This is a genomic window from Gracilibacillus suaedae, assembly GCF_017599345.1.
Classification (GTDB): Bacteria; Bacillota; Bacilli; order Bacillales; family Amphibacillaceae; genus Gracilibacillus; species Gracilibacillus suaedae.
Genome location: NZ_JAGFVL010000033.1, coordinates 71311 through 77705, shown reverse-complemented (window position 1 = coordinate 77705; position 6395 = coordinate 71311). Strand labels below are relative to the sequence as shown.

Annotated in this window: 6 protein-coding genes and 1 pseudogene; 2 read left to right on the top strand and 5 right to left on the bottom strand. The window is 37.9% G+C overall.

Annotated elements, in window-relative coordinates; genetic code table 11:
• The first annotated feature begins 105 nt into the window (after positions 1-105).
• Positions 106-1344, top strand: coding sequence for an IS256 family transposase (locus J5J03_RS09685; RefSeq protein WP_208585893.1), 1239 nt, complete (start codon positions 106-108; stop codon positions 1342-1344).
• A 179-nt stretch (positions 1345-1523) separates the two neighbouring features.
• Here the strand turns inward: J5J03_RS09685 and J5J03_RS09680 are convergent, their stop codons facing one another.
• From J5J03_RS09680 to J5J03_RS09670, 3 genes are all read right to left on the bottom strand, one after another.
• Positions 1524-1883: a HesB/IscA family protein gene (locus tag J5J03_RS09680; protein WP_208589116.1), complete on the bottom strand. Its 360-nt coding sequence runs from the start codon at positions 1881-1883 to the stop codon at positions 1524-1526.
• Positions 1884-1977: 94 nt separating this feature from the next.
• Positions 1978-2832 carry a diaminopimelate epimerase gene (gene dapF / locus J5J03_RS09675; protein ID WP_208589115.1) on the bottom strand — a complete coding sequence of 285 codons (855 nt, stop codon included), beginning with the start codon at positions 2830-2832 and terminating at the stop codon, positions 1978-1980.
• Positions 2833-2848: 16 nt separating this feature from the next.
• Positions 2849-3094, bottom strand: a complete 246-nt coding sequence (locus tag J5J03_RS09670; RefSeq protein WP_231710671.1) for a DUF1450 domain-containing protein — start codon at positions 3092-3094, stop codon at positions 2849-2851.
• A 209-nt stretch (positions 3095-3303) separates the two neighbouring features.
• Here J5J03_RS09670 and J5J03_RS09665 point away from each other — a divergent pair.
• Positions 3304-3522: pseudogene (locus J5J03_RS09665) on the top strand (NifU family protein); the annotation flags it as partial.
• A gap of 904 nt (positions 3523-4426) precedes the next feature.
• Here the strand turns inward: J5J03_RS09665 and thrB are convergent.
• Together thrB and thrC are read right to left on the bottom strand one after the other, a co-directional pair.
• Positions 4427-5335: a homoserine kinase gene (thrB, locus tag J5J03_RS09660; protein ID WP_208589112.1), complete on the bottom strand. Its 909-nt coding sequence runs from the start codon at positions 5333-5335 to the stop codon at positions 4427-4429.
• On the bottom strand, positions 5332-6393 hold the full coding sequence (gene thrC / locus J5J03_RS09655) for a threonine synthase (RefSeq protein ID WP_208589110.1): 1062 nt from the start codon (positions 6391-6393) through the stop codon (positions 5332-5334). The genes thrB and thrC overlap by 4 nt, the downstream gene beginning before the upstream one ends.
• Between the last annotated feature and the right edge of the window lie 2 nt (positions 6394-6395).

Genomic DNA, 6395 nt, shown 5'->3' with positions numbered 1-6395 from the left:
CGGGAGTGTAATATTAACTGTGTAAGTAAGAAATGCGTACGGTTTCTTACTCACACAGTTTTTTATTTGGTAGAATAAAAATATAAAGCTAAAGGAGTGTTTTAAATGGGCAAACCCAAAAGAGATCCTAACTCCGTAGAATTAGCTAACAAGATTATGGAACAGTATCAACCAAAGTCTGTAGAAGATATGCAACATGCATTAAAGGACATATTCGGGCCGATGTTTGAATCGATGCTAAAAGGTGAAATGAATCATCATTTGGGCTATGAATCAAATGATAAAGGAGAAAAAGAAACAAACAATAGACGGAATGGGTACGGAGAAAAGACAGTCAAAACGACTACTGGCGAAGTGGATATTGCCGTACCACGTGATCGAGATAGTTCATTTGAACCGCAACTTATTCCAAAGCGCAAAAGAGATGTTTCTGCCATCGAGGATAAAGTTATCTCCATGTATGCAAGAGGGATGTCTCAGCGAGATATTTCATCCACTATAGAAGATATCTATGGTTTCTCCGTGTCTCATGAAATGATATCTGATATTACGGATACAGTGCTTCCTGATTTAGAAGAGTGGCAAAGTCGCCCTTTAAGCAACTGTTATCCCTTTGTGTTTGTAGATTGCCTTTATACGACAATACGTAACGACTACGAAACAAAGAAATACGCTGTTTATACCATGTTAGGCTATACCATGGAAGGAAAGAAAGACATTCTTGGTCTATGGTTAAATGAAACGGAAAGTAAGCATAAATGGATGCAAATCTTTGATGAAATAAAAGCTCGTGGTGTAGAAGATATTTTCTTTATTTCGATGGATGGAGTAAGTGGTTTAGAAGATGGAGCTCGTGCTATTTTCCCACAAGTAATCGTGCAACGCTGTATCGTCCATCTCATTCGAAATTCGATTAAGTACGTTCCAAGTAAAGACTATAAACCTTTCACCGCTGCCTTAAAAAAGGTGTATAGTGCACCAAGTCTTAAGGCCTGTCATAGTGCATTTGAAACTTTTCAACAACAATGGTCTGCTTATCCTGGAGCGATTGACGTTTGGAAACGGAATTTCTCCCATGTGGAACAACTATTTGATTATGGAAGTGCGATACGCAAAATCATGTACACCACAAATGCCGTAGAAAGTATACATTCCAGCTTTAGAAAAGTGACTAAAAAAGGAGCATTCCCAAACGAGAACGCTCTTCTAAAAGTCTTGTATTTACGAACGAAAGAACTTGAAAGTAAATGGGAAGGTGGCCATATTCAACAATGGGCAATGGTCATGAACCAGTTCTTAATTCATGACCATCTTAATGAACGAGTGTTAAAGTATTTAGAATAACTTACACACTTTTCTTGACAAGCCCTCCGGGGATGCTCTTTTTTAAGCGAAACTCAAATTTATAGAAAAATCTTCAGTGAATAGTTATTGAATCTCCTAGTATAACCTAAAAATTACCCCCCGACATCAAAAATTGCCGAGGGTTTCTCTATGTTTTGTGTTTAATTTACAAAGTGGTATTAACAATTCTCAGGTGTCCCTTCTCTTTCCTTTGCTTTAAAGGAAGATCCACAACCACAAGAAACAATGGCGTTAGGATTATCGATCGTGAAACCTCCCCCCATCATGTTCTGTTTAAAATCGATGGTTGTTCCTTCAATCACATCAATATCAAACTTCTTGATTGTTAATGGGATACCATTTGACTCTTCTGTATAATCTAATTCTTCATTCACATCATAATCAAAGCCTAGAGAATAAGAAAGACCGCTGCATCCGCCACCTTTGACACCAAAACGCAAACGTACTGTTTCAGTATCCTCTTCTTTCATCATTTCTTCTATTTGATGTCTTGCATTATCCGTAATATTGATAACCATAGAAAAAAACTCCTTTTTCTAAGTATTCATAATACTTATTGTATGATCAAGTATACAAACTTAAGCGTTGTAATTCAATATTTATGCTTTGGATTTACTCCATGAAAAATGTTCCTTCAATCGTTGTTTCCGCTTTGCCGCGCATCCAAACATGACCATCTTCTGCCCATGTAATATATAAATCCCCTCCGGCTAAATGAACGGTAATTTCTTTTCCTTTTTGTAATTTACCATTTAAAATCGATGCTACGACAGAAGCACAAGCTCCGGTACCACATGCCTGTGTCACACCTGATCCTCGTTCCCATACTCGAAAATGAATCTCATGGTCATTCACTTGTTCAATAAACTCAACATTAACACTTTCAGGGAATCGTTGATCTTTTTCTATAATAGGACCTAATGTCGTTAAAGGTGCTTCATTTATATTATCCACGAAAAAAACGGCATGTGGATTACCCATAGAAACTGTAGTTACTTCAAGTTTTTCGTCTTGAACTTCAAACGGCTCAGCTACTACCTGATCCTGGTCCTCGCCCAACATAGGGATCTCCGATCGTATTAATATTGGCACACCCATATCAACCGTTACTTCATTTACTTGTGGCCAGTCTCCGTGTATTTCTGCACTGACATTTCCTGCTTTTGTCTCGATTGTAAATTGTTTTGCGTCTACCAATTGATGTTCATAGGCGTACTTTGCTACACAGCGTAATCCGTTACCACAGTTTTTTCCTTCTGAACCATCTTTATTAAAAATGCGCATACCGACATCGGCATTGTCAGTAGGATGAATTAGTATTAAACCATCAGATCCAATTCCTGTATCTTTATCTGCAACAGCTTTTGCCAAATCGGCCAGAATATTTTCTTCTAGTGGAAAGTCAAATACATTGATAAAAATGTAACTGTTTCCTAGCCCATGCATTTTTGTAAAAGGTATCTTCATTTCACTATCTCCTCATTTATAACTGATCCATTAATTCATTATCGATATAATCGTTAATACTGTCTAATAATTGCTCAGGGGTATCTGCTATGATTGGTTTTCCATTCACGATTGCTTTATGATAATGGCGACACATACCACAATAACTTGTACAACCATATTCTGCTACATCCAAATCTGGATCTTTTAACAATTGTTGTCGGACTTGCTCAGTACCTTTGGCAAGGTTTTTCACACAAAATCCAACTCTAATTCTTATCATCATTATATCACACCTTCAGTATATCTTAAGGTTCATCTGCCTAATATATTTTTAACACACTTTTATTTACAAATAAATCAATAAAAGATAAAATGATATTGAAAATGTTTATCATTGATGTGACATATACCATAGCTTTTGAAACAAACAACCTTTATAATAGAGTCGTAGGAGTAAGGAAAGGAGAGTTTCCATTCATGGAAGAACAATCAGCTCAAGTACAAGAAGTATTAAATAAATTACGTCCATTTTTATTACGTGACGGTGGAGATGTAGAATTAGTAGATGTGGAAGATGGTATCGTTCGCTTACGTTTGATGGGTGCATGTGGTAACTGCCCAAGCTCCACCATTACTTTGAAAGCAGGTATTGAACGCGCACTAATGGCAGAAGTACCTGGTGTAACTGAAATTGAACAAGTATTTTAATTGCAAATTATAAAAAAGGAAACGGTCTTCAATGAGAGACGTTTCCTTTTTTATATCCATTTTTAATGAATCCTTGTCCTTCCAAATATGTTTTGCCATAAATATGAATAAAAAAACTGGCAAATCCCCCCGGTCCACTGTTAAATGCTAATTAGATGTCTATTACTTTGGTAGTAATTATTGGAATATTTGAACAGCTTGACCACCACTCCGGCTGCCCACTTCCCTTTCCGTGGGGTTTGTCCTTCAGCTAACTTTTTCGAGCAAAACCCGTTCGAAAAAGTGGATCTTCAGGTCAAACAATTCCCACAGGAGTGAAAGTGAGCGGCCTTCGCTAAGGTCTGCTCTACAACGCTAGTATGAAATAATACAGTTGCTTTTATCATTACAAATAGCAATTTTTCACTTTGTCCAAACTCAACCTATTACTTCTGACAAGAATGGGTGCACCTTCTCATAGCGGAGACTAATTACGGAGACTCCTGCGGGAATAGCACGAGCTGAAAATCCACTTTGCAAAGTTAGTGGGGGCTATGCCCGCGGAAAGTAATTAGTCGGAGCATTGCAAATATACATCAAACATTTCAAAATAACTACTTCGTTTAACACGCTCATTGCGCTAATTTTATACTTTCTTTACTATGAACAAAAGCGTAGAGCTCCCACTTAATAGCGGTTTCAGAATCAACTGAGATAAAGGAATCACTGAGAAAAGCGAACCGATGACGACTTATTGTAGGGCGATTCGTGAAGTCACCTAGTTCGCGCTCGAAGCTGGACGTGACTAGATAGGTTGCCTACATGTTATCCACATCCCAAAAATTTATAATTCTAGACAACAAAAAAAAGAGAGATAAACCTGTTTAAAAAGGATATATCTCTTATCCAAAAGTAATCTCTATTGTTATTTTTTGATTTCTTCACGAATTTGTTCAACGAAGGATCCGGTATTTTCTACTTGTAATGGAAGCCATTGATATTCTGGATATTCTGCTTTCCACTTTTTGACGAGTGAAAATACTTTTTTATCATCAACTACTGCAATCATCGTCGGACCTGCTCCACTTAGAAAGACACCATAAGCACCTTCATTTAAATGGCTATAAAGCTCATCATAGTGAGCAATTAATGCTTTTCGATATGGTTGGTGGAAGGGGTCTTTTTCCATCATCTCCCCTAATGTTTCCCAATCACCTTTACAAATAGCCGCTACACTTACATTCGCTACGCTGCTAGCTTGCACACTTTCTTTAAATGTAAACTGATTTGGTAATACGGCACGTGCATCTTTTGTTTTTAATTCAAAACTTGGAATCACTGCTACAAAGGTAACACCTTTTACTGGAATTCGAGTGTAGGACACTTTACCGTCGTAATGACCAACTACACAGCCGCCTAAAAGAGATGGTGCTACATTGTCTGGATGCCCTTCAATATCTGTTGCAATTTGAAGTTTATCATCATCAGTTAATTTTAAATCCAACAAAATATTAGCTAATTCTATTCCAGCAATAATAGCTGTTGCACTACTTCCTAACCCTCGTGCAAGCGGAATCTCACTCTTCATCTCAACACGACAGGCAGGCATTTGATCAGGATACCCATATTGGGTGGCCACTCGTTCTGCAATCTCATAGACTAGATTGTCTTTGCCTGTTGGAATTCCCTGCAAACATGCAGAACTAGCTATAAATTCCCACTTATTTGCTTCTGTTACATGCAATTCTAAATATAAGTTTAGCGCCAAACCAATAGAATCAAAACCTGCTCCCAAGTTGGATGTACTCGATGGTACTTTTATCGACCAACTCATGCCTTGACACTACCTAAGATTTCATTGATGATTACTTCTTCCTCATTAGGCAATACAGTTGGTTTTACTTCACTATAATTGATTGCTGTATCTGGATCTTTTAAGCCATTACCAGTTAAAACTGTAACAACCGTCGATCCTTTTTCTACTTTGCCTTCTTTTAATTTCTTCCATAAACCTGCTATAGAAGCACAAGATGCAGGTTCAGCAAATACTCCTTCATTTCGGGCGATCCATTGGTATGCTTCGATCATTTCTTCATCTGTAATTTCATCGATTAGACCATTAGATTCATCACGAGCGTTTACCGCACCTTGCCAGCTTGCAGGATTACCGATGCGAATTGCTGTGCCCACTGTTTCTGGGTTTTCGAATACGCGATTATGTACAATCGCTGCCGCACCACTTGCTTCAAATCCCATCATTTTCGGTAAACCTGTTTGTTTCTTGTCATTGTATTCTTTAAATCCTTTCCAGTATGCCGTGATGTTTCCTGCATTACCTACAGGAATAAATAAGTACTCAGGTGCTTTACCTAGTTCATCACAAACTTCAAATGCAGCGGTTTTTTGGCCTTCGATACGGTAAGGATTAACAGAGTTCACTAGAGCCACTTCACCTGATTCTGCTAATTTACGTACATAGCGCAATGCATCGTCAAAATTACCCTCAATAGCATAAATTTCAGCACCATACATAACTGCTTGTGCTAGTTTACCTTGGGCAATTTTCCCATCAGGAATAACTACAATACATTTTAACCCAGCTCTGGCAGCAAATGCAGCCGCAGAAGCTGATGTATTACCAGTTGAAGCACAGATAACTGCTTTGGCACCCTCTTCTACAGCTTTTGCCATAGCCATCACCATACCACGGTCTTTGAATGAACCTGTTGGGTTTAAACCGTCAAATTTAGCATATGCATTTACCCCATACTTCTCGGATAATTTTTCTAATTTGTATAAAGGAGTATTCCCTTCATATAAAGTTAGCATTGGAGTTTTTTCAGTAATCGGTAATAATTCTTGATACTCTTTCAACAGTCCTTGCCATGCCATAA